Genomic DNA, 23146 nt, shown 5'->3' on the forward strand with positions numbered 1-23146 from the left:
TCCCGAACGGCTATTGGCCTGGGGGCACCCTCTTTTGTATATCCTTTCTTGTGAAGATGGCTAGTTTTACAATTTAAAGCGTTTGACCTCTTCCAATAGAAGATCTGCATGAGAATCAAGTTTGGCAGAAAGGTCGGCAATATTGTTCATAGCATGACCTTGTTCTTGTACTGAGGAAGCTACTTCCTCGGTAGATGCTGCACTTTGCTCAGAAACAGCGACAACGCTGGAGATGACATCAGAAATATGTCCGGCATTTACACGCAGATGATCTGCTGCAGCAGAAACATCTTCAATTTGGGCAAGCATGTGCTGAGAAGCGCCACGTATGGATTCAAACGCCTGTCTCGTTGCAATGGCAGCATGCTCCTGCTCTACAGTTACAGCAAGAGCCTTCTTCATTTCTTCCGCGCTTTGTACTCCCGCAATTTTAATTTCTTCCAGCTTACTCATGATACTGTCACTGGAGCTACCTGCTTGTTCGGCCAGCTTTCTCACTTCTCCCGCGACGACGGCAAAACCTCGTCCGTGTTCCCCGGCCCGTGCCGCTTCAATGGATGCATTGAGGGCCAGTAGGTTTGTTTGTGCGGCGATATCGTGGATGGCCCCGGCCAGCCGCCCAATATCCTGGGTTTTCAGCGTGAGTGAATCTACCGCTTCTCCTGCCGCAGTGGTTGTTTGTCTGGACTCGGCTGCCAGTTTCGCTTGACGCTCTGCTGTTTCATAGCCGGCCAGCACAGCAGAATCAGTTTCGAATACAGCAGTTTGGGTCCGTTTGACACTTTCGCCAATCTGGTTGATGGAGCCTGTCATGTGTGTCAGCTTCTCAGAACCGGAATATACCGCCTCGGCTTGGTCGCTGGCTCCTTGCGCTAGCTCCTGAACTGCACTGGAGATTTGTGATGCAATGGTTCCTGTATCTTTGGCGTGTTGGTGCATATCATGGGAAGCGGAACTGACATCGCTAGCTGTATCTGATACCTTGCGCAACAGGTGAGAGAGATTGTCTGACATGAGGTTAAAATCTGTCCCCAGACTGGCAATTTCATCTTTACCCTTAATATCCACACGAGCGGTCATATCGCCTTCAGCTATCCGTTTGACATTTGTTTGGAGTCTGCGAATCGGCTTGATAAAGTTGTTTGCCGCCCAAATCGCCAGCAGCATAGCAACGACTAAAATGATAGCAACAGTAATAATCAACTGATTACGAGTAGAGTAATATTCCTGAAAAGCAATATCTTTAGAAATAGACAGGCCTACAATCCAGCCTGTGCTAGGCATTCTTTTAAAATAAAGCTGACGGTCACTGCCGTTGTAGCTATAGTCTGTTTTTCCCGAAGCTGTGCTGAGCAGGGTCGCGGTCGATGATCCTAACTCGGGGGTTTCCTTGAGGTTTTTGCCAGCCAGCTTGTTGTCTGGATGCGCGATTACGACTCCCTTTTGGTCAATCAGAAATGCGTAGCCCAATCCGTTCAAGTCTATGCCTTTAATCATTTTTGTCATATCGTTGAGCATAATATCCTCGCTGACTACCCCGGTGATCGAGCCGTTGGCATCCTTGAGAGGTTTAGCAATGGAAATGGTGAAGTCATTGCTGCCTGCATCAGTATAAGGTGAGGAATAGTACATTTCTCCCTTGGTTTTGGCGTCCTTGTACCACGGACGAGCGCGAGGATCGTAACCCTCTTCAAACCAGCCAGATCCATCCCAGTAAGATCCATCTTCATACCCTGCATAAATGTTGGAAATATTTTGATCCTTATAGTTTTGGAAAGCTGCTTTCAGAGATGCTATTTTGGCATCTGATGAAATATCGCTGGATTCCAGACTCGCAGCTAATGATTCAATAATTTCAGCTTTGCCGCCTGTCCATCCGTCGAGCTGATTGACGGTTTCGGAAGCTTTGCTGTTCATAAGCTCTTGGATATCATGATTGGCCTGATTTTTAACACTTGTCATGCTAATGACGGACAAAGGCCCAGCTGCAACGATTACAATGCAAGTGAAAAGGAGAATAAGCTTCATTTTTAAGTTCATGTAACGACCCCCGATGTTTCAGAAATGTGAAAGCTTAGGATAGTGCTTTGTACTTATATCGTCAGATCGAATGACTTTGTTTATTGTTTTCATCCATTTTCATCAATTTTTCGCAATGGTTATTAATGGGACATCTCAGACTGGCGGGAAGGATTAAAGTACAGGTACAGGCATATACTTAAAGGAGGCTAGTCCGGTAAGGGGGCACAAAATGGACCAATTAACGAAAAGTAGACTGTTCCGGTACGGCATATGGACGCTGCTGGGACTCGTCATTCTATATTTTATCTGGCTGCTGAGACCTTTGTTTTTTCATTTGTATGAATTTCTGAAAACAATCATTGCTCCGTTTGCGGTAGCGATGATCATCTCCTATGTACTTAATCCTGTAGTGAGTATGCTGGGCGGTCGAAAGGTGCCTCGTAGTGTAGCTGTACTGCTTATTTACGCTGTGTTTTTGGCCAGTCTTATTGTGATCCTGATGAATCTGATTCCGATGTTCATTGAACAACTGGATGAGCTGAATGAGCATCTGCCAGAGCTGACCATGCATGCGCAGGGACTAATGACGAATATGGACAGCGGTATTTTACCCCAAGGGGTGCGTACGGGGATGAATCAATGGTTTTTCCAACTGGAGAATCGGATGGCTACTGGGATTTCTACCTTTATGGACAACATCGGTGGGATGATCAACATGTTGTTTAATGTGTTCATCGTACCTTTTCTCATTTTTTATATTTTAAAGGATTTTGACGTGTTTGAACGGACGATTGTTTCTTATCTCCCGCGTTCTCGTCGTAAGGCGATTGTATCGGTGCTTAAGGAAATTGATCAGGCGCTTGGCAACTATGTCAGGGGCCAATTGCTGGTGTGCGTCATTATTGGCGTAATGGCGTATATTGGATATATGCTGATTGGCATGCCTTATGCGCTATTGCTGGCCGGAGTTGTGGCTCTTTTTAATATTGTTCCATATCTGGGCCCCTTTTTGGGCGCTGCACCGGCAGTAATTATGGCTTCTACGGTTTCCTTAAAAATGGTGCTTTTAGTGGTAGTCGTTAATTCCTGTATTCAAGTTCTTGAAAGTAATGTAATATCCCCTCAGGTGGTAGGGCGAACGCTGCACCTGCATCCGTTAGCCATTATTTTCGCTCTGCTAGTGGGTGGGGAAATTGCGGGAATTGCTGGCTTGATCTTGGCAGTTCCAGTGATGGCTGTTTTGAAGGTAGGGCTTCAGCATTTTTTTGCATATTACGTCAAGCGAAAAACAATCTAATTTCGTCTATATCCCAGATGCATGCTGTCTGAAATCGCGTTGACACGGCTAAATGACACGGATATACTGAATTGAGTATGTTTAAATGTGTTTATCCAGTAGGGAAAGCTCATTTCGGAGTGCGGGCTGAACCCGCCGGGATGCTCCCGTTACCAGTGAAAACAAGGCGATCGATCGTCCGTTAAGCAGATGTTGGTGTGCGCTTGCACATGTGGCATTTCGTACAGAGGGGACGGCGATAACCAGGGTGGTACCGCGATACAATCGTCCCTGATCCGTTCAGGGGCGTTTTTCTATTTTTTATGGCCTGTGCCAGAAACCAGTGACACCATAATTAGGAGGCTACTTATATGAAAGCTAGTGAAATCCGCTCCAAATGGCTGGAGTTTTTTGAAAGTAAGGGACATGTGATTGAACCAAGCGCACCGCTTGTTCCACACAAAGATCCTTCCCTGCTATGGATCAATGCGGGTATGGCGCCGCTTAAGCCTTATTTTGACGGACGCGTAAAACCAGAAAATCCACGTATCGCCAATTCGCAAAAATGTATTCGGACGAACGACATTGAAAATGTCGGTAAAACGCGTCGTCATCATACGTTTTTCGAAATGCTTGGGAACTTTTCTATTGGCGACTATTTCAAGGAAGAAGTCATCACATGGGCGTGGGAGTTTCTGACAGACCCGAAATGGATCGGCTTTGATCCAGAACGTCTGGCTGTAACGGTATATCCTGAGGATGAAGAAGCGTACAAGCTGTGGAATGAAAAAGTTGGACTTCCGGCTGAACGTATCATCAAACTGGAAGACAATTTCTGGGATATCGGTGAAGGCCCTTGCGGACCTTGTACGGAAATTTTTTATGATCGTGGCGAAGCCTACGGCAGCGACATGACAGACCCTGAAATGTATCCAGGGGGAGAAAATGAGCGTTATCTGGAAGTGTGGAACCTCGTATTCTCACAATTCAACCATAACAAAGATGGCAGCTACACGCCGCTTCCCAATAAAAATATAGATACAGGAGCTGGTTTGGAACGTTTTGCATCCATTTTGCAAAATGTCGATTCCAATTTTGATACGGATATCTTCCAGCCACTAATCCAGAAAACGGCTGCCATGGCAGGAGTTAAATATAACGACAATGTGGACAGTGATGTGGCTCTCAAGGTCATTGCTGACCATGTTCGTACCGTGACTTTCGCGATTGGTGACGGTGTACTTCCTTCCAACGAAGGACGGGGTTACGTCATTCGCCGTTTGCTGCGCCGGGCTGTTCGCTATGGAAAGATGTTGGGCATGAACCGTCCATTTATGTTTGAACTGGTGGAAACCGTTGGGGACATCATGGGCGTGTACTACCCTGAAGTCGTGGACAAGCGTGATTTCATCATCAAGGTGATTAAAACAGAAGAAGAGCGTTTCCATGAAACATTGACAGACGGACTAGCTATTTTGGCTGATATCAGTGCTCAGGCAAAGGCCGAAGGCCGCAATGTCATTAGCGGAGCAGATGCTTTCAAGCTGTATGATACGTATGGGTTCCCATTTGATCTCACAGAGGATTATGCGGACGAGCAGGGCTTGAAAGTTGATCGTGAAGGTTTTGATGAAGCGATGCAGGAACAGCGTCAACGTGCGCGTGATGCTCATCAAGACAATGCCAGCATGAAGATTCAGGGCGGAGCTTTGTCCGATCTGGCGGTTAAAAGTGAATTTGTTGGATATAATGACCTCATAACTGAGTCCAAAATTGTGGCAATTGTATATAATGATATGCTGGTGGAGAGTGTTAGTGAAGGGCAGTCCTGTCAAGTCGTGCTGGATGTGACTCCTTTCTATGCTGAAAGCGGCGGGCAAGTCAGTGACCATGGCTTACTGCGTGGTGGAACGGTAACCGCGAAGGTTGAAGGGCTGTTCAAGGCGCCGCAAGGTCAGCATGTGCATCAGGTCGTTGTAGAAGCCGGTGAGCTAAACGTAGGCGACACGGTAAAAGCTGAAGTAGATCAGGCTTCACGTGGAGAAATTGAGAAGAATCATACGGCTACGCATTTGCTTCACAAAGCGCTTAAAGAAGTACTGGGTGACCATGTCAATCAGGCGGGTTCCTTGGTAGAACCTGGGCGTCTGCGTTTTGACTTCTCCCATTTTGGTAGCATTACCCCAGAAGAGCTGGCAGATATTGAACTGCGGGTTAACCGTGCCATCTGGAGCCAACTGGATGTGACTATTGAACTGAAACCGATTGACGAAGCCAAGGCGCTTGGAGCGATGGCGTTGTTTGGTGAGAAATATGGTGATATTGTACGGGTCGTTAAGGTTGGCGATTACAGCATCGAGCTGTGCGGAGGGTGTCATGTCAGCAATACTTCGCAAATTGGCTTGTTCAAGCTTGTTAGCGAGAGCGGCATCGGATCAGGTGTACGTCGTATTGAAGCAGTGACCGGACGTTTTGGTTTTGAGTACATGGAAGGTCAATTAGAGCTGTTGAAGGTGTCGGCTGGGCTGGTTAAATCCAAGCTGTCCGAGGTGCCAAAACGCATCGAATCTTTGCAGCAACAGATCAAAGACCTCAGTCGTGAAAATGAATCACTGCAAAGCAAGCTGAGCGCTATTGAGGCGGGTCAACTGACTGATCAGGTTGTGCAAGCTGGCGGAGTGCAGTTGTTGGCTGCACGCGTGCAGGCCTCCAGCATGGATGCGCTGCGTGCGATTGCTGATGAGCTGAAAAGTAAGCTTCCTGCAGCTGTGCTGGTGCTAGGCGCTGCAATGGACGACAAAGTTAATTTTGTCGTTGCTGTCCCAGCTGAGCATACCAAGGCAGGACTTCATGCAGGTAAGCTCGTGAAAGAAATTGCGGCCGTATGCGGCGGCGGTGGCGGCGGACGACCTGACATGGCGCAAGCCGGGGGTAAGGATGCGAGCAAGCTGGACGAAGCACTTCAACGTGCACATGAATTGGTGTCAGCAGCCTCACAAGGATAAAGTTCGATAATTTTTGCGGATTTTTGGAAAAAAACGGACTTAGACATTTCCTTGAAGGGCTTTGCTTATGGTATGATATAAAAGAATAAGCTGGCATAAACATGTACACATGTTTTGTGGAAGCGAGGTGTCAACAATGGATTCCATGGACAAAACGGTCAAATTTAATGTCAAGGCGGATGAGAAGGAAGCTTCTGCTCAGGAGATTTTGTTGACCGTATATGATGCGTTGGTAGAAAAAGAATACAATCCGATCAATCAAATCGTCGGGTATTTGCTATCCGGTGATCCGGCTTATGTGCCACGGCATAATAATGCTAGAAGCCTGGTGCGTAAAAAAGAACGCGATGAATTGATTGAAGAGCTGGTTCGTTTCTATCTCGCTAAGCATCGTTAGGAGACAGGCATGAAAGTAATGGGATTGGATTACGGGGATCGCCGAATTGGGGTCGCCGTAAGTGATGCCTTCGGCTGGACCGCCCAAGGATTGGAAGTCATAGAACGACGCGGTGACGACAGCGAGTTCGGTAAAATTGCAAATTTGGTTCGTGAACATGAAATTGGTGAGGTTGTTGTAGGCTTGCCGAAAAATATGAACGGAACCGTGGGTCCACGCGGTGAGATTTGCATTGAGTTTGCGAACCGGCTCAAGGAGTTACTGGGTTTACCCGTTCACCTTTGGGATGAACGGCTGACGACGCGTTCGGCAGAGCGTGCGCTTCTGGAGGCCGACGTCAGCCGCAAAAAACGCAAGCAGGTGGTAGATAAACTGGCCGCAAGCCTGATCTTGCAAAATTATTTGGACGCACACAGTACAAGGTGAGGGGGATTTCGTAATGGCTGAAAATCAATTGGGTATGGAAGAAGAGCCGGAAATTATTTATATTGCCGATGACGAGGGCAACGAGGAAGAGTTCGAGGTCATTATGAAGTTTGAGGTAGATGGTTCCGAAGCGAAGTACATGATGGTTGCGCCAGTGGACCCTGAAGCTGATGAGTCCGATGTGTACGCCTTCCGTTACGAGGAAGAAGGCGATGATATTAAATTGTTTGTGATCCAAGACGATGCCGAATGGGAAATCGTCGAAGAGACCTTTAATACATTTGTAGAGGAAGAAGAAGAGGAAGACGGGAAATGACGAGCTATTCACGTGAAGACCTGAGCTGGACCTCTGATTTGAAAGAAGCTTTTGATGGTGACGTAGAGTTGCAGGATGAACAGGGTCATGCGTTACGCATGGAGTTGGAAGCAGAGTTCAAGGTAGGTGAGCAACGGTACGCCGTATTGCGTAGACCTGGCGCTGCTGCTGGCGAACATGAATTATATCATGTAAGCTCATCCACAGACGGCGAAATCTCCATCACCACCATTGAAGATGATGATGAGTGGGAAGATATTTCTGAGCTGTACGACGAATGTACGTTGCCGGAAGAGCTGTAAGTCTGGATAACGAGGAGATCAAACCTGAAAGGGCGGACCAGTCCGCCCTTTTTGGCTGTGAAGGAGTTGGGTGGATGTGAAGCGAAGGACAAGGATGCTTACGTTGCTTCTCCTGCTTGTTTGCATAGCAGGAGGTGCACTCCTCTATATATGGAATGCCATGCAGCCTGTTCAGCCGAAAACACAACCCGTTGCTTTTACGGTGGTAAGAGGTACGGGAACATCGGCTATTGCAGATACGCTGGAGCAAAAGGGACTTATACGTAATGCGCTCGTGTTTAAGGCTTATGTAAAATTCAAACAGCAAGGAAACGCATTTCAGGCTGGAAAATATGAAGCGCAGCCTGGCGCAACCTTTGATCAGTTGATTGCCAAGCTATCGGCTGGGGATGTAGTCAAAGAGGAAATGATTCGTTTTACAATCCCGGAGGGTTTTACGATTAGACAGATGGCAGATAAACTGCAAAAGGAAGGACTGGCGGACCGGCAGCAATTTTTGCAGCTGGCCAACGATCCGTCCGCTTTTGACGTCGCGCTGGTGCGGGACATACCAAAGCAGATGGGGCTTCGCTATGCGCTGGAAGGTTATCTTTTCCCGGAAACCTATGAACTGAAAAAAGGAAGCACAACCAAGGATATCATTCAGACGATGCTGGAGCAGACGCAAAAACGTCTGGATACCATTTCTGACTTGGATGCCGGGTTGCAGCAACGGGGTGAAACACTGCATCAGCTGCTGACAGTTGCTTCTCTGGTAGAGCGCGAGGTAGTTGTAGACGATGAGCGGCCTATCGTAGCTGGCGTTATTTATAACCGTCTTCAACAGGATAAAAAGCTGGAAATTGATGCTACAGTTCAATATATGCTGGACAAGCAAAAGGAACGACTGTATTACAAGGATTTGGCTGTAGAAAGTCCTTATAATACGTATATGCATCAGGGACTTCCGCCAGGACCGATTGCAAGTCCTAGTCTGAAATCAGTAGTGGCGGCTCTACAGCCAAAATCTACAGATTATTTATTTTATGTGACCAAAAAAGATGGGACACATAAACATTTATTTGCCAAAACGTATAAAGAACATTTGCATAACATTCAGATAAGTAACCGTAAGACAAATTAGGAGGTGAGCCTATGGCTTACAAACCCGAACTGCTGGCAACTGCCAGCTCTCCGGAGGATGCCCGCCATATGCTGGAGGCTGGAGCAACTGCATTGCTGATTGGAGATGACCGCTTTGGCATGCGACTGCCAGGACATTTTACCCCGGACCAAATCCGTGAGGTTGTGGAAGAGGCACGGAAGCATGCGGCGCAGGTATATGTATCTATGACGAATTTGATGACGAATGAGCTATTGCCACTTCTTCCCGAATATGTGCAGACCATAGCTGGATGCGGCGTAGACGCCATTGAGTTTAATGATCCAGCAGTGCTCATGGCTGTGAAGGAATATGCCCCTCATCTGAAACTCTTCTGGAACGGAGAGATGATTTCTACCAACTTCGCAACCGCCAACTACTGGGGTGAAAAAGGGGCATCACGTGTCATCTTGGCTCGTGAGCTCAGTATGGATGAGATTACGGAAATGATTCCAAAGTTGAACATAGAAGCACAGGTTCAGGTACATGGAATGACCAATATTTATCACTCCAAGCGTAAGCTTGTTCAAAGCTATATGCTGCACCAAGGTCGCACGGTAGAAGGTGATCTCGGCAGAGGGCGTGGCTTGTTTCTGATTGAAGCAGAGCGGAAGGAAGAGAAGTTCCCCATTTACGAAGATATCAACGGGACACATATTATGAGTTCGGATGATTTTTGTATCATGGAGGATCTGCATATTCTGATGGAGGCGGGCGTGCACAGCTTTAAGATCGAGGGCTTGTTGAAACCCACAGCTTACAATGAGGCAGTTGTCCGTGCTTACCGTAAAGCTATAGACAGTTATACAGCCGACCCGGATGCTTATGTTTATGATGAAAGCTGGCTGGATGAGGTTCGCCGCCTTCAAGACCCTGAACGGGAACTTTCCTTCGGATTTTTCTACAAAGAGCAGGTTTATTAATTACAAAATGAATTTACAGAGGGGGGAACGTCATGGGAACGATCACCAAAACGAGAAAATATACAGGTAAACGAAATCGTTTGGATAAGCCGGAGTTGTTGGCTCCTGCCGGAAATCTAGAAAAGCTGAAGTTTGCCGTTCACTATGGCGCGGATGCTGTATATATAGGTGGGCAAAAATACGGTCTGCGTTCTAACGCCGATAATTTCAGTTTTGAAGAAATGCGTGAAGGTGTGGAATTCGCCAACAAGTACGGCGCTAAGGTGCTTGTGGCGACTAATATCTATGCTCACAATGAAGATATTGCCGGAATTGAGGAATACTTGCGCAATCTGTATGAAGTAGGAATTCATGCTGTTATCGTCGCTGATCCGGCTATTGTATCCGTGGCATTGCGGGCAGTTCCCGGATTGGAAGTGCATTTGAGCACACAGCAGTCCACGCTGAATTGGCAAGCGGTAAAGTTCTGGAAAGACGAGGGACTGCCGCGTGTGGTACTTGGACGTGAAACCAGCTTGGAGGAAATCGAAGAAATTAAAAAGCATGTGGACATCGAAATCGAAGCTTTTGTCCACGGTGCAATGTGCTCTTCATTTTCCGGTCGCTGTGTGTTATCCAATCATTTTACAGACCGAGATTCTAATCGTGGAGGATGTTGTCAGTCTTGCCGCTGGAAATATGATTTGTTTGAGGATGCCCGACCAGGTGAGGTTTGGATATCTGAGGAAGAGGCACAGGACAACAATGTACTAAAACAGTTCCAGCTTGGCGTTAACCAGCTTCCATTGTTTGAAGAGAGCGATAATGCTTTTTCTATGGGTTCCAAGGATCTGTGTATGATTGAAAATATTCCTGATCTGATTGATGTGGGTGTAGACAGCTTTAAAGTGGAGGGACGTATGAAGTCCATCCACTATGTGGCTACGGTCGTGAATGTCTACCGTCAAGCGATTGATTCCTATATGGCTGATCCGGAAAATTATGTACTCAAACCAGAATGGATTGAAGAAATTAACAAGGCAGCCAATCGTCCGTTAAATACTGGATTCTTCTATGATACACCGGATCATGAGGATCATATTTATGAGCCGGAAGAAAAAGCGGTCCCTTATGATTTTGCCGGACTGGTCATGGACTACGATGCTGCAAGTGGCATCGCAACGATTCAACAACGCAACCATTTTAAACCAGGTCATGAAATTGAATTTTTCGGTCCGAACGGAACATTTTTCAAGCAAACGGTCGGAACGATCTGGGATGAGGAAGGCAACGAATTAGATGCTGCACGTCATCCGCTTCAACGAATCAAAATGAAGGTAGATCAGCCTGTATCATATTTTGATATGATGCGTAAAAAGAAGTAAATAAGTCTTAAGTCACAAGTTAAAAGATTCAAAAGCCTCTCCTATCGGTTGGAGAGGCTTTTTTTTGAATAGTTTTCTAGGAAAAAAGTTTCACAAAATTTAGTGGGTACTCAAAGGAAAGCTACATTCCTTGTCGAATAGTTCCGATAGAGACTATATAGATAATAGATACATAATGGATGACGTGGAACAAGAAACTAATTATATAGTGGTAGGTGAGAGGAATGGGTTTTCGGAAAAAAGAGGGGAATACAGCAAAAAGGCAACCCAAGAAAAAGGATCAAATGAAAGGTTTAAAAGGAAGTAAAGTAACAACGGATAAAGGGGAGGAGACGGTTGTGATGTCTTCGAAGGGTACTCCCTGGGTAGCTGAGGTCTTACGTAAATGCACAAACAATTTAAAGCGTTTACTTAAGCCTGAAAGATACAGTAAGGATTTTATGCATTTAGTCAAAAACTATAATCCGATCCGTTCGGTTGGGATGAAGTTGTTTCTGATCTTTTTTGCGGCCATTATGTTATTTGTGGTCAGCTTGGGAATGCTCTCGTACTACAGAGCTAAAAGCACGATTGAGCAAAATGCAGCTACAGCGTATCAGCAAACGGTTCAGCAAACTTCGGAAAAGCTTGATATTATTTTAGAGCGCTTTCAAGACACATCGACACAGGTATTTTTCGATACTGAATTAAGTGATCAGTTGCAAAAGGCTGTAAAGCAAGATAAAAATCCCTTTGCATCTTTTGTTGCTATGGGAGAAGTAAACAAGAAATTAACCAATATTGCTTTTACAAATAAAGCGATTGATTCATTGTATTTGTACCCGGAAGAAACCAGTTTAGCTGCAATGGGTACCGGAACACAAAAGGATGTACGGCAGGAAGCATGGTTTAACGATATTTTGAAAAACAAGGGAATGGTTTGGCTACCTACGCAGGTGAATGACAATGGCAGCAAGACCTTTCGTCTGGCACGATCCATGAACAGCATGTCCGGGTTGGGAGGGACTTATGTTCTGGTTATGGATTTAAAGGCCAGTGCGGTGGAGGACGAGTTGAAAGGTGTTAATTTGGGCTCAGGCAGTATGATTAGCCTTGTGACAGACAAGGGGGAGTTTGTAGGTTCTAACAATGAGAGCTTGGCCGGGGGTAAGACAAAGCTGGATTACGTTTCCAAGCTTGAAGGGATCGAAGGAAATCAAATTATGGAGCAGGTAGCAGATGGCAAAGAGCAAAGTGTGCTTACGGTTCATAATACACTGGGAACTTCCAAATGGATTCTCGTGGGTGTAGTACCTGTATCCGAGCTGGTGAGAGACGCTAAGGGGATTCTAACTACGACCTGGGTATTTGCTGCGGTGGCTGCACTCATTGCATTGTTCATCGGCCTGTGGATCGTGCGCCTCGTGGCTCGTCCACTGACACACCTGAAGGATTTAATGATTGAAGGCGCCAAAGGCAACTTGCAAATCCGAACGAACTATAAGGCTCAGGATGAAATTGGGCAGTTGTCCGCTAGCTTTGATACAATGATGGAGCAAATTACACTGCTGGTAGAACAGACGAATGCATCAGCACAGGAGGTACTGAATACAGCGACGGAACTGAGTGATGCCTCGAAGAAGACAGCCGTTTCAGCCAAAGAAATTGCAGCTGCGACGGAAGAGATTGCTCATGGTGCCACCAGTTTAGCAACAGAGGCGGAACGTGGTAGCGGATTAACGGGGAATATATCCCAGCAAATGGATACGGTTATGACTTCTAATTATGAAATGAGTCTGGTCGCACAAGAAGTTGAACAGTCCAGTGAAAAAGGGACAATTCAGCTGAAAAATCTATTGAGCAAGACTAAGGTTACGGAAGAAACTACGCATGCTTTGGTAGGCAAAGTAGATGAACTGAAGAAGACAACTTCCGATGTCTTTAAGGTGCTGGACGTATTGCAGGATATTGCTAAACAAACGAACATTCTATCCCTGAATGCGACGATAGAAGCGGCACGAGCAGGGACAGCCGGGCGTGGTTTTATGGTGGTTGCAAATGAGGTCCGTCAGTTGGCAGAACAATCACGTCAAGCCATTCGTACAGCTACAGGTATTACGAATAATATCGTCAATGAGATGAATGAAACGGTACAGGCGTTATCTGAAGTGTACCCGCTGTTCCGAGAGCAGATGGGAGCCGTACGAGAAACGACGGACATTTTCCAATCGGTGCAGCAGCAAATGGGCGAGTTCGCGCTTCGGTTGGGAACAGTCACCGCCTCCATTCATCATCTGAGTGAATCGCAGACTACTTTGTCTGAGGCAATGACCAATGTTAGTGCGGTGGCCGAGCAATCCTCTGCTACTTCGCAGGAAGTCGCTTCTCTCAGTAATGAGCAGGCCAATATCGGTAATCAGCTGGTAGGCTTGTCTGATAAGCTGGAAGGAGTTTCAGTGAATTTGAAAGAACAGCTTTCAAGGTTTACAGTGTAGGTGTTGTAAAATCAAGGTTATCAGGGAAATCTCTTGAGAAGGAAAGCAGATTATGAATAGAAACACAAAGTGGGCCTGGGTGGTTCTAGCCATTACTATTTTTATAACGGTATATTATTCGTTAGATGAAATTTTAGGTTGTAGCCCATATTCATCACTAGATATCCAATAAATTCGGTAACCCATTCAACATTACATGTTGAGTGGGTTTTCTTTTTCCATCACCGGACATACTACTGGAAAAATGATGAAAGGAGGATGGATGTGTCTAGGCGTCATAGCAGTTTCATTCGTCAACGTCGAATTGCATATATAGCCCTGGGGATCATGGTATCGCTACTGATTTTATGTTTCCGACTGGCTTGGATTCAGGGAACAGCAGGCATTCATTTGTCATTTTATGGGGGGCATTCGCTTAAAGAAATGTCAGTACGTCAGCGACAGGAAGGAATCGCTATTGATACTGGGCGTGGACAGTTTACGGACCGACACGGGCAGCCCTTGACTGGAGGAGTCGTATGGACGCCAGTGCTTTTTCCCGATGTAGATGGCCGAGCAGCTTCGCATGGACAGGAGCTGGCCAAGTTATTGCATACGAGTAAAGGGCAACTGTTGACGCAATGGAAGGGACTGCAATCTCCGCTCATATGGAGGGATGGACGTGGAGAGCCTGTACAAATCCATCCGAATGAAGCGGGCAGACTGCTGAAGTTAGCCCCTTCGCTCATAGAGCTTGTACCGTATGCGCAACGTTATAGGGACTTGCCCAATGGCAGACAATGGCTTGGTTTTATGTATGAACGTGGTGAACGAGCAAGTGAACTGCCGATGGGGGCAGCTGGCCTGGAAAGAACGCTAGAGCCGCTGCTAAGCGGCGTTGGTGAGACATTCGTCTCTCGGTTTGTAGATGCCCAACGTCGTCCATTGACTCATGTCCCGCTTCGTGTCAGTGCTCCATCCAATAGTCACTATCCATTACAGGTGCAGACTACAATTGATCTCCCGTTGCAGGAACAGATTGAGAAGCTGACAGAATCTAACCACTTGGCAGAAGGAGCAGTCGTTGTGCTTGATGCAGGTAACGCGGATGTGATGGCGATGGTGTCTCGTCCTTTCTATAATCCCGCTCATGTTGATCCGCAGCAGAAAACAGACTGGTCTAATCGTGCTCTCAAAGCAGTAACGCCTGGTTCAATTTTTAAGTTGGTTACGGCTGCGGCTGCACTTGAATCAGGTGTGGTTCAACCGCAGGAGCAATTTCATTGTCATGGAGCCTATGGCAAGTACGGCTTGTCATGCTGGAAAAAAGAAGGACACGGAACCCTGAACCTGGAGGAAGGGCTTGCCGTATCCTGTAATAGTGTGTTCGCCCATCTCGGCGAACGGCTTAACGCCGAGCAAATTCAGGCCGCAGCCTCTGCACTAGGATTGAGTCGAACCGTGGGCTGGCAGGACCGGGATCTGGCAGGGCTAGCTCAATTCAGACCGATGGATCACGAAGAAAAGGGAGCCGTATTCGGCTCCCATACAAATGCATCTGATCCAGGCGTACGTGTGCAGACAGCTATCGGCCAGCGTGATGTGCTGGTGACGCCTCTCCAAGCAGCTAACCTCATCGTCACCTTGCTGCACGATGGTCAAGTACATGCACCGCGCATCGTAAAACGCGTCAGCTACGCAGACGGAAGCACCTTGCTGGAGCTACCTGCTCACGCTGCTCCTTTACCCCAAGGCAGCCGCTCGATTCGCACATCCACGGCTCATACGCTTCGTGAAGCAATGGAACAAGTTGTGACACACGGTACAGGTGCCTCCTTGTGTAACAAAACCTGGAAGCTGGCCGGTAAATCGGGTACGGCCCAAGCTTTAAAAAACGGTCGCCCCATAAATCACCAGTGGTTTATTGGTTACGGTCCGATAGAGCGGCCACGTTATGCGGTTGCCGTTCTTGTGCAAAATGCTTCAACGCATGCTGCAAATCAGGCCACAGCACTGTTCGGCCAAGTCATGGATCTGCTAGCTCAATCCTCTTGAGTCCTGCGAGTAGCTTCACGCTCTTCCTCCTGAATTTTGACGATAAAAGGAGGCTCGTCAAATTCCTCAGTCGGAAACCGAATCCATTGCTGCAAATAACCTTGCTGCCACAATTCCTTGAGCAAAATGATCAGAATGGGGGATAGGATTAATCCGGCCAATCCGAAGATGGATAACGATATAATGGCAAAGGAAAGCATTAGATAGGCAGATGAGACGCCGATGGAATTACCAGTAATTTTGGGCTCCGCCAACTGGCGCACAATCACGGTGACAGCCATGACAATAAGCAAGCCTACAGCCAAGCCGGTATTCCCCGTGATGAACAAATACACTGCCCACGGAATAAAGATAACAGGCACACCCAACAACGGCAGAATATCAAACAAAGCTGCTACGAGCGCCAACGATAGGGCATTATCTACTTGCAAAATGAGTAAACCTATAAATACGAGCACAAAGGTAATTCCTACCAGTAAGGCTTGAGCCTTGAGAAAGGCGGAAATGGCTTTAAGTACATGATTTTTTAGAAAAAGGTACGCCGTTTTTAGTGTCTTCGGTGTTTTACTGCGGGCAATTCCTTTCCAGAGATTAATTTCCATACTCAAAAAGAACGCTAAAATGATGGCAACCGCAAAGTTGCCCATAAAAACAGTGAAGGAGCTGAGAAATTGAATGAAAAAAGATAACCCTAGCTGTGCCCATTTCGTAGCAATGGTGGTAGCAGTCGCAAAATAATCATTTACACGTTCGGTAACACCCGGAGGCAAGGCAGCAATTTTATCTTGAGAAAGATGAAGAATCCGCGTGAATTCCGTTTGGATAATCTGGGTATAATGTGGGAGGTTTTGCGCGACTTTTGTAAATTGAGTAACCAGGATCAGGCCCAATCCGAAAAAAATAGCCATTAATAAGATGATAAACAGCAATACGGAGAGTGCGGAGGCAAAAGGCTTTTTCATGCCTTTGCGATGAAAATAACGGGCAGCAGGTTCAATGCACCAAAACACGACGAATGAAAGGAACACAGGTGCGGCTAGCTGATACAGTTTGCTGGATACGAACATAATTAAATACACGGTTAATACGATCAGACCGATATCAAAAACAGTACGCCAATATTTTTTGTACAATGGAAGCATATGTATACAACGACTCCTTTAAGATTTTTATTTATTGTACACTAAATTGAATCTCAATGCTGACCAGTAGCAATGGCAAAATCTCGGCATGCTTACATCATTGTGATAACATATAAGTAAGTGAGTTTTCCTCAGGAGGCCTGCTTGGAAGTTCAGAATAGAAAAGTGGGGATAAAACGTGCAGACTTTGCTGTTATGGATGTTTTACATTTCAACTTTTTATGCTTTTATTCCGGCGCTGGTGAGTCGTATATTTGGTTTCCGGGTGTTTAGGCGTGGAAAAAGTGACCAAGAATATGCACTAACCTTTGATGATGGTCCTGATCCAGTCTATACACCACAGTTGCTCGATTTACTCAAGCGTTTTGATGCCAAGGCTACTTTTTTTGTTGTAGGGTTGAATGCCGAAAAACACCCTGAGCTTCTGAAGCGCATGCATGATGAAGGTCATCTAATCGGTATTCACAATTATGTGCACAAATCGAATTGGCTTATGCGGCCTGTTACTGTTAGAAGACAAATTGCCCAGACAGAGTCAGTCATTCGTCGAGTAACTGGCGAAGGAACGACCTTTTATCGTCCACCTTGGGGGATTGTGAACTTTTTTGATATTTCCAAAAACAATGGTCGTCGAATCGTATTATGGTCCTCTATGTTTGGTGACTGGAAGGCCAGCATTGGAGCGAAACAATTAGCAGAAAGAATGCTCAAAAAGCTGAGGGGTGGCGAGGTGATGCTGCTCCATGACTGTGGTACGACATTGGGGGCAGACGCAGAAGCGCCACAGAATATGCTCATTGCGCTAGAGAAGCTATTGAGGGTCGCCCAGGAACGGCAATTACGCAGTGTCCGCGTGGATACATTGTTTTGCCGTCAATCTGGCTATCATTCCACTGTCTCCTGCTTGTCCAGTACAGATTGGATGAAAAAAACGATGGTATTCGGATGGCTACAATACGAGCGCCTTTTTCACGCCTTGTTCCGCCTTCGTCCTGTTAGCAAGAATAACACGATCTTTTATTATCGTCGCCGTATCTATCATGGACCCAATATTAACATGGAGAACGGTAGGTGGCTGGAAAAGGGGGACCCCATAATTGAGCTTCATTTTGACAATAAAATGTTGTTTCAATTGGGAGCGACGGCAAAGTCCTTGGTACATCTAGCGATTCAATTGATTCGGGTTGTGAAAAGACAACTGCCTGATCTTACCCAACGGGTTGTACATGATTCTGGTATGAAGGGTGTAAAGGCGATCTATGCAGTAAGTATGATTCATCGAGGGCCTGAAAAATTAGGCTTTCAAATTCAGGAGCTTCCCCAAGGACTGTTTAAGCATGCATCTACTGTATATTTAAAGCTGTTATTTCGTGTCATCCATCCTTCGGGTTCAGAACAATTGAGTGAAAAAAAAGAGGTCATGGTACCGAAACTAATCGTGATGCCCATTGATACCTTGTTTGAACGTTTTCAACCGGGGGATTCGCACCGGGCAGACCAGGCTTTTGATCCAACTGATCAAAGGGATGTGGTTCATACACTCAACAGTGAAATGACCGAAGAAGGGGAGCCTATGCATACTTCGATCAGGGCTTCACAAACAGCGGATACAGGATCAAGCAGTTGACCTAATAAAAAAAGCCTCTCGATCCTTTGTAGGAGTCGAGAGGCTTTTTAGTGGTTCATACAATAATCTATCTTGGCAAAGCACTTAGATTTTCATAATTCCGCCGTTACTTGCGTTCGTCACCAGCTTGGAATAACGCGCCAGGTAGCCTGTCTTCACTTTCGGCTCGAAGCCTTTCCAGTTGGCACGACGACGGTCGAATTCTTCGTCCGTAATGTGAAGCTCAATCTTACGATTGTTCAGGTCCAGCTCAATGATATCGCCGTCCTCAACAAAAGCGATAGGTCCGCCTTCTGCTGCTTCGGGGGAAATATGACCGATGGAGATACCACGGGAAGCACCTGAGAATCGTCCGTCTGTAATCAGACCAACCTTGGCACCAAGCCCCATGCCCACGATTTGTGAAGTCGGAGCGAGCATTTCAGGCATACCAGGTCCGCCCTTAGGACCTTCATAACGAATAACAACAACATGTCCTTCGGCAATTTTACCGTTAGCGATGCCAGCCAGTGCATCTTCCTGTGAATCAAAGCAGATGGCAGGGCCTTTGTGATAACCGCCAACAGAAGGATCAACCGCACCGACTTTAATAATGGAGCCTTGTGGTGCCAAATTGCCGAATAATACAGCTAGACCGCCGCGCTCGGAATAAGGGTTGTCCAATTTGTGGATGACGTTAGTGTCCAAAATTTCCTGACCCTCTACGTTTTCACGAAGGGTTTTCCCAGTTACAGTAATACAGTCACCATGCAATGCGCCCGGTTTCTTCAATAGCTCATTCAGCACTGCGCTTACGCCACCTGCATTATGAACATCCTCAATGTGATAGTCGGAAGCAGGTGCCAATTTGGACAAATGAGGTACACGGTTCGCGACTTCATTGATGCGTTCGATAGGGTAGTCAACCTCAGCTTCATGGGCAAGTGCCAATGTATGCAATACGGTATTCGTAGAACCACCCATTGCCATATCCAGTGCAAATGCATTATCAATGGCTTCTTTAGTCACGATATCACGTGGTTTGAGATCAAGCTTAATCAATTCCATCAATTGGCGTGCAGATTGTTTGACGAATTCTTTGCGTTCTTCTGCTACGGCGAGAATGGTACCGTTACCTGGCATAGCGAGTCCCATCGCTTCTGCGAGACAGTTCATAGAATTCGCTGTGAACATTCCTGAACAGGAGCCGCAGGTTGGACAGCCATATTGTTCTAGCTCAAGCAAACTTTGATCATCGATTTTGCCAGCCTGGAATGCACCTACACCTTCGAAGACGGAAGTCAGGGAAATAGAGCGTCCGTTCTTATCTTTACCAGCTTTCATAGGACCGCCGCTGACGAAAATAGTCGGAATGTTAACACGCAATGCCCCCATCATCATACCAGGGGTAATTTTATCGCAGTTAGGAATACATACCATGCCGTCAAACCAGTGAGCGGAAACGACAGTTTCCAAAGAGTCTGCAATAATTTCACGACTTGGCAGAGAATAACGCATACCGATGTGTCCCATGGCAATGCCGTCATCTACACCAATAGTGTTAAATTCGAAAGGTACACCGCCTGCTTCACGAATGGCCTGCTTGACAATTTTGCCAAATTCCTGCAAATGGACGTGGCCCGGTACGATGTCAATATACGAGTTGCATACCGCAATAAACGGTTTGTCAAAATCTTCTTCTTTGACACCCGCTGCGCGCAGCAAGCTGCGGTGAGGAGCGCGGTCAAAGCCTTTTTTAATCATATCGGAACGCATTTTCGTCTTAGCTGTCATGATGCTGGTTTCCCCCCAAAGTATAAAAATGGTATGGCATTCAATTGAACGCCGTAATAGCGCAGATGTTTTCTAAAGAGTCTATCATAGTTGTGCGCATATTTCTACATATATGAGGATTTTGAAAAAAGTATAGAAGTGTTCTGTAAGCAACAATATATAGATAGGAACAGTTTTATTTATCTATATATTGCATCTGTAAGGATTTGAATTGGATTCTTCAAAACTCTGATATCCTGATATATTAGCCTATCGGATAAATAGGAAAAGCCCATTCCGCTATAAAACGGATGGGCTCAGGCTTGTTTTTATGTTAAAGGAGGGTGGAATATGAAACTATATTTTAATTTCTGCCACCTTTACGACCGATGTCTCTGTAGAAATTTTTGTCATGCGACTCAGCTGTAGCATCGCCGCCCTTTTTGCCGATTTCCTGATAAAACTCTTTATCATGTGAGTTTGCGGTTGCTTGTCCGCCTTTCTTGCCAATCTCCTGATAAAATTCCTTATTGTGCTTCTTGGAGGTAGCTTCCCCACCCATACGGCCTGCTTCTTCGCGACTCATTTTACCCTGATTTTGATTACGTGCCATTACAAATCACTCCTTATTAAAAAGTTGTTTTTTGTTGCGCGTATCATTTACTTACCACATCTTGCCTGTATGAAACAGGCACTATGCGCGAAGTAAAGAGGGGGAGACCCACTTCCATTCTCGTCTGTAAGTGGGTTGTCGCGTCCTGATTGTGAAATATCAATGGATAAAAAGTTACGCAGACCGTCTAAAAAGATAAGGAGCGGGCTTCAACATCCACTCTACCTGTGGCTCAATCAGAGGCCGTGTTGCAGTTCGAACCCAAGGCATGGTCAACAGACAGCACAGACCTGTGGCGCACACTAGAATCAACATGACTTCCACAGGAGTATCTATATACTCGTAGACCCCCTTTGCAACAACGGAACGGACGATTAAGCCATGCAGCAAAAAGACATATAATGTACGTCGTCCCATCTCGGTTATACGTCCTGTGACGGCTGGAACAAAGCTTAGAAACGCCATAGATGCTATCCATTGAACTCCATAAATGCCGATACGGTAAATCCCTGCGTACCATTCGGTATGGCCCAGTTCACCATAAGTCATGTTGCCATATAGCCAGCCTGCCGGGATACCAAAATACGACGTTCCCGCCAGTACCATAAGTAAAAGAGATACAATACCAGCGATGATACGGACAGGTGTTGTGAAGAAGCGTCGAACGTCGGCATAATTCAAATGATAACCTGCTACAAAGTAAGGCAAATAAACAAAGGTTCTGCATACGCTTAGCCATATACCGTCTACGGGGAGATATCCGACAAGGATACCCAGTAGCACGGATATGCCCAGTTGGAAGACTGGTGGTATTTTCTGAAAAGATAGCATCAGCAGTCTCCAGCAGATGTGGCTGGCAAGGAACCAAAGCAGCAGATAAGGAGCAAAAAAAGAATGATGGATATGGGGAACGTGAAAGATTACGATATCCAAAATTGAATAAAGGGATTGGAAAATCAGATATTGCATACCGATCTGAAGCAGAACCTTTTGTCCTGCGAGACCCGTCAAAGTGGTTTTGGCAAAGTAGCCTGTAACGAGTACAAACAACGGCATATGAAACATGAATATCCAGCTGAACCATTGTTGGGCAAGATGAAGTGAACCGACTAATGGCTCCAGGGCGTTTCCTGCAAATACGCATATAATCAACAGAAATCGCAAATTGAGAAAAAAGCTTTCCCCTTGTACATCATGGCTTGTCGTCATGTGTTTCCCTCCGAACGGCTTCTGCCGACTAAACTATTTAAAAAATAATTCTTTACATGGAACAAGGTACGATACTCTGGATTGTAACATTGTGATTTTATTCACAATAGTAAGCGTTATCATGTCCTTTTTATGTGGCGAAAGCTTGAACACGGAATAAAGATGGGCTTATGTCTGGAAACGTGTGCTAATTTGACCCTGTACAGGCAACGATGTTACCCTAACAAGGTTATAGTTATGCTAACAAATACAGCGACACCATTTAGATTCAAGTTGCGAATCACGAGGTACGAAAGGCGAAAGGAACTTATACGATGAGAAGAAGAACAAGAAGATCATACAACTCCTATGGAACACGCGGATCTCGGAAAATATGGAAAATTCTTTTAGGCATCCTAATTGTCATTGTGCTAATCGTGGGTTGGGGAGCATGGAAGGTATTTACGCCTTATCAGCCTGACGAGACGGCTGCTGCTGCATTAGCCGAAATAGCGGATACTGTGAAAGTAAATGAGCAAGAGCATTGGTTAAGTTTTGAGCCTGCCAAAAGAAGTGGATCAGGAGTCATTTTGTACCCAGGAGCGTTGGTTAAACCCGAAAGCTATGCGCCCTTGGCACGCCGTCTGGCAGAAAAGGGTCATCATGTGATTATTGTAAAAATGCCACTGAACCTTGCATTGATCTCACCGGATTTGGCGAATGAAGTGCTAAAGGCGTACCCGAAGGAAGTCTTTGTTATTGGCGGACATTCGTTAGGTGGTGTGATGGCGGCCCGATATGCAGCTGCACATCCTGATCAGGTTAAAGGTGTATTTTTCCTTGCTTCCTACCCGGATAACAAGGGTAATTTAAAGGATAAAAATCTGCCAGTGATTTCTCTACTAGGAAGTGATGATGGAGTCATCCAGATGAAAAATGTCCAAAGTGGGAGAACTTATTTACCTGCCAACACGCTGTATTTTACAGTCGAAGGGGGGAACCATGCCCAATTTGGCAGTTACGGTGCCCAGAAAGGGGATAATCCTGCGAAAATTAGCGCCGTTGAGCAATGGAATCAGACGGTAACGGCTTTACAGGACTGGATGAAAGAGAGTGTAGATTCAGCTTCTAAGAACCCGTAAAG

18 protein-coding genes are annotated in these 23146 nt (G+C 46.0%); 13 read left to right on the plus strand and 5 right to left on the minus strand.

Annotation, left to right across the window (positions count from 1 at the left end):
- Nucleotides 1-66 precede the first annotated feature (66 nt).
- Complete coding sequence (locus C400_RS0108990) at nucleotides 67-2040, minus strand: methyl-accepting chemotaxis protein (RefSeq protein ID WP_017426724.1); 1974 nt, start codon at nucleotides 2038-2040, stop codon at nucleotides 67-69.
- Between the two features lie 211 nt (nucleotides 2041-2251).
- Between C400_RS0108990 and C400_RS0108995 the strand changes: the two genes are divergently transcribed.
- From C400_RS0108995 to C400_RS0109045, 11 genes are all read left to right on the plus strand, one after another.
- Entirely contained in the window at nucleotides 2252-3319 is a 1068-nt protein-coding gene (locus C400_RS0108995; protein WP_016819086.1) for an AI-2E family transporter, read from the plus strand.
- A gap of 350 nt (nucleotides 3320-3669) precedes the next feature.
- Complete coding sequence (gene alaS / locus C400_RS0109000; RefSeq protein ID WP_017426725.1) at nucleotides 3670-6303, plus strand: alanine--tRNA ligase; 2634 nt, start codon at nucleotides 3670-3672, stop codon at nucleotides 6301-6303.
- Between the two features lie 136 nt (nucleotides 6304-6439).
- Entirely contained in the window at nucleotides 6440-6700 is a 261-nt protein-coding gene (locus C400_RS0109005; protein ID WP_007431624.1) for an IreB family regulatory phosphoprotein, read from the plus strand.
- 9 nt (nucleotides 6701-6709) lie between these two features.
- On the plus strand, nucleotides 6710-7126 hold the full coding sequence (ruvX, locus tag C400_RS0109010; RefSeq protein ID WP_016819084.1) for a Holliday junction resolvase RuvX: 417 nt from the start codon (nucleotides 6710-6712) through the stop codon (nucleotides 7124-7126).
- Nucleotides 7127-7139: 13 nt separating this feature from the next.
- Nucleotides 7140-7442 carry a DUF1292 domain-containing protein gene (locus C400_RS0109015; protein WP_013372606.1) on the plus strand — a complete coding sequence of 101 codons (303 nt, stop codon included), beginning with the start codon at nucleotides 7140-7142 and terminating at the stop codon, nucleotides 7440-7442.
- Nucleotides 7439-7744: a DUF1292 domain-containing protein gene (locus C400_RS0109020; RefSeq protein ID WP_017426726.1), complete on the plus strand. Its 306-nt coding sequence runs from the start codon at nucleotides 7439-7441 to the stop codon at nucleotides 7742-7744. The genes C400_RS0109015 and C400_RS0109020 overlap by 4 nt, the downstream gene beginning before the upstream one ends.
- A gap of 94 nt (nucleotides 7745-7838) precedes the next feature.
- A complete protein-coding gene (mltG, locus tag C400_RS0109025; protein WP_026065403.1) occupies nucleotides 7839-8867 on the plus strand; it encodes an endolytic transglycosylase MltG in 1029 nt (342 codons plus the stop codon).
- A gap of 11 nt (nucleotides 8868-8878) precedes the next feature.
- On the plus strand, nucleotides 8879-9808 hold the full coding sequence (locus C400_RS0109030; RefSeq protein WP_016819081.1) for a peptidase U32 family protein: 930 nt from the start codon (nucleotides 8879-8881) through the stop codon (nucleotides 9806-9808).
- A 32-nt stretch (nucleotides 9809-9840) separates the two neighbouring features.
- Nucleotides 9841-11172, plus strand: a complete 1332-nt coding sequence (locus C400_RS0109035; RefSeq protein WP_013372602.1) for a peptidase U32 family protein — start codon at nucleotides 9841-9843, stop codon at nucleotides 11170-11172.
- A gap of 224 nt (nucleotides 11173-11396) precedes the next feature.
- Nucleotides 11397-13646, plus strand: a complete 2250-nt coding sequence (locus tag C400_RS0109040; protein ID WP_017426728.1) for a methyl-accepting chemotaxis protein — start codon at nucleotides 11397-11399, stop codon at nucleotides 13644-13646.
- A gap of 258 nt (nucleotides 13647-13904) precedes the next feature.
- Nucleotides 13905-15680, plus strand: coding sequence for a peptidoglycan D,D-transpeptidase FtsI family protein (locus tag C400_RS0109045; RefSeq protein WP_017426729.1), 1776 nt, complete (start codon nucleotides 13905-13907; stop codon nucleotides 15678-15680).
- Here the strand turns inward: C400_RS0109045 and C400_RS0109050 are convergent.
- Complete coding sequence (locus C400_RS0109050; protein ID WP_016819077.1) at nucleotides 15668-16822, minus strand: AI-2E family transporter; 1155 nt, start codon at nucleotides 16820-16822, stop codon at nucleotides 15668-15670. The two genes, C400_RS0109045 and C400_RS0109050, sit on opposite strands and share 13 nt — an antisense overlap.
- A 178-nt stretch (nucleotides 16823-17000) precedes the next feature.
- On the opposite strand from C400_RS0109050, the gene C400_RS0109055 reads away from it, so the two are divergent.
- Complete coding sequence (locus tag C400_RS0109055; RefSeq protein WP_017426730.1) at nucleotides 17001-18449, plus strand: polysaccharide deacetylase family protein; 1449 nt, start codon at nucleotides 17001-17003, stop codon at nucleotides 18447-18449.
- 84 nt (nucleotides 18450-18533) lie between these two features.
- On the opposite strand, the gene ilvD is transcribed toward C400_RS0109055, so the two are convergent.
- The 3 genes from ilvD to C400_RS0109070 all read right to left on the minus strand — a co-directional run bounded on the left by ilvD (nucleotide 18534) and on the right by C400_RS0109070 (nucleotide 22023).
- Nucleotides 18534-20222, minus strand: a complete 1689-nt coding sequence (gene ilvD / locus C400_RS0109060; protein WP_016819075.1) for a dihydroxy-acid dehydratase — start codon at nucleotides 20220-20222, stop codon at nucleotides 18534-18536.
- A gap of 343 nt (nucleotides 20223-20565) precedes the next feature.
- Nucleotides 20566-20814 carry a KGG domain-containing protein gene (locus tag C400_RS0109065; protein WP_013372595.1) on the minus strand — a complete coding sequence of 83 codons (249 nt, stop codon included), beginning with the start codon at nucleotides 20812-20814 and terminating at the stop codon, nucleotides 20566-20568.
- Between the two features lie 174 nt (nucleotides 20815-20988).
- Nucleotides 20989-22023, minus strand: a complete 1035-nt coding sequence (locus tag C400_RS0109070) for an acyltransferase family protein (protein ID WP_017426731.1) — start codon at nucleotides 22021-22023, stop codon at nucleotides 20989-20991.
- A gap of 314 nt (nucleotides 22024-22337) precedes the next feature.
- On the opposite strand from C400_RS0109070, the gene C400_RS0109075 reads away from it, so the two are divergent.
- On the plus strand, nucleotides 22338-23144 hold the full coding sequence (locus tag C400_RS0109075) for an alpha/beta fold hydrolase (protein WP_017426732.1): 807 nt from the start codon (nucleotides 22338-22340) through the stop codon (nucleotides 23142-23144).
- The last annotated feature ends 2 nt before the right edge of the window (nucleotides 23145-23146 follow it).

Source organism: Paenibacillus sp. ICGEB2008 (assembly GCF_000307675.1).
Lineage (GTDB): Bacteria > Bacillota > Bacilli > Paenibacillales > Paenibacillaceae > Paenibacillus > Paenibacillus polymyxa.